This window comes from Stenotrophomonas genospecies 5 (genome assembly GCF_054473825.1).
This window is the reverse complement of sequence record NZ_JBTMUW010000011.1, coordinates 1-329: the sequence shown is the minus strand read 5'-3', so window position 1 is coordinate 329 and position 329 is coordinate 1. Positions and strand designations below refer to the sequence as shown.

Annotated in this window: 1 pseudogene; it reads right to left on the bottom strand. The window is 60.5% G+C overall.

Features of this window, described 5'->3' with window-relative positions:
- Window positions 1-245, bottom strand: a pseudogene (locus ACX9OW_RS20750) (RHS repeat-associated core domain-containing protein); the annotation flags it as partial.
- Window positions 246-329 lie beyond the last annotated feature (84 nt).

Below are 329 nucleotides of genomic sequence, written 5' to 3'. Positions count from 1 at the left end.
TCCGTGACCTGACCACCGACCACAGCACCGTAAGGCTCGTAGTCATAGCGCTTGATCACGTTGCCGTTGGCATCGCTTTCGGCCACAACCGAGCCCAAGGCATCCGTGTGGATGTAAGTGACCGTCGTCTGGGCAATTGCGGCTGGCGACAGGCCAAGGCCGAGCAGCAGCACGCAGCACAGCCAGGCGCCGAATGCCCCCGACTTCCGAAATCGCTCTTCAAATCCCCTGAAGCGGGCCGACACACCGCCTGCAGTTCCCCCGAACCTGCGCATCCTTCCAATCCCTGAAAGAGCCTTGAAGCAAGGCTGGGTATTCATAGCACAGGA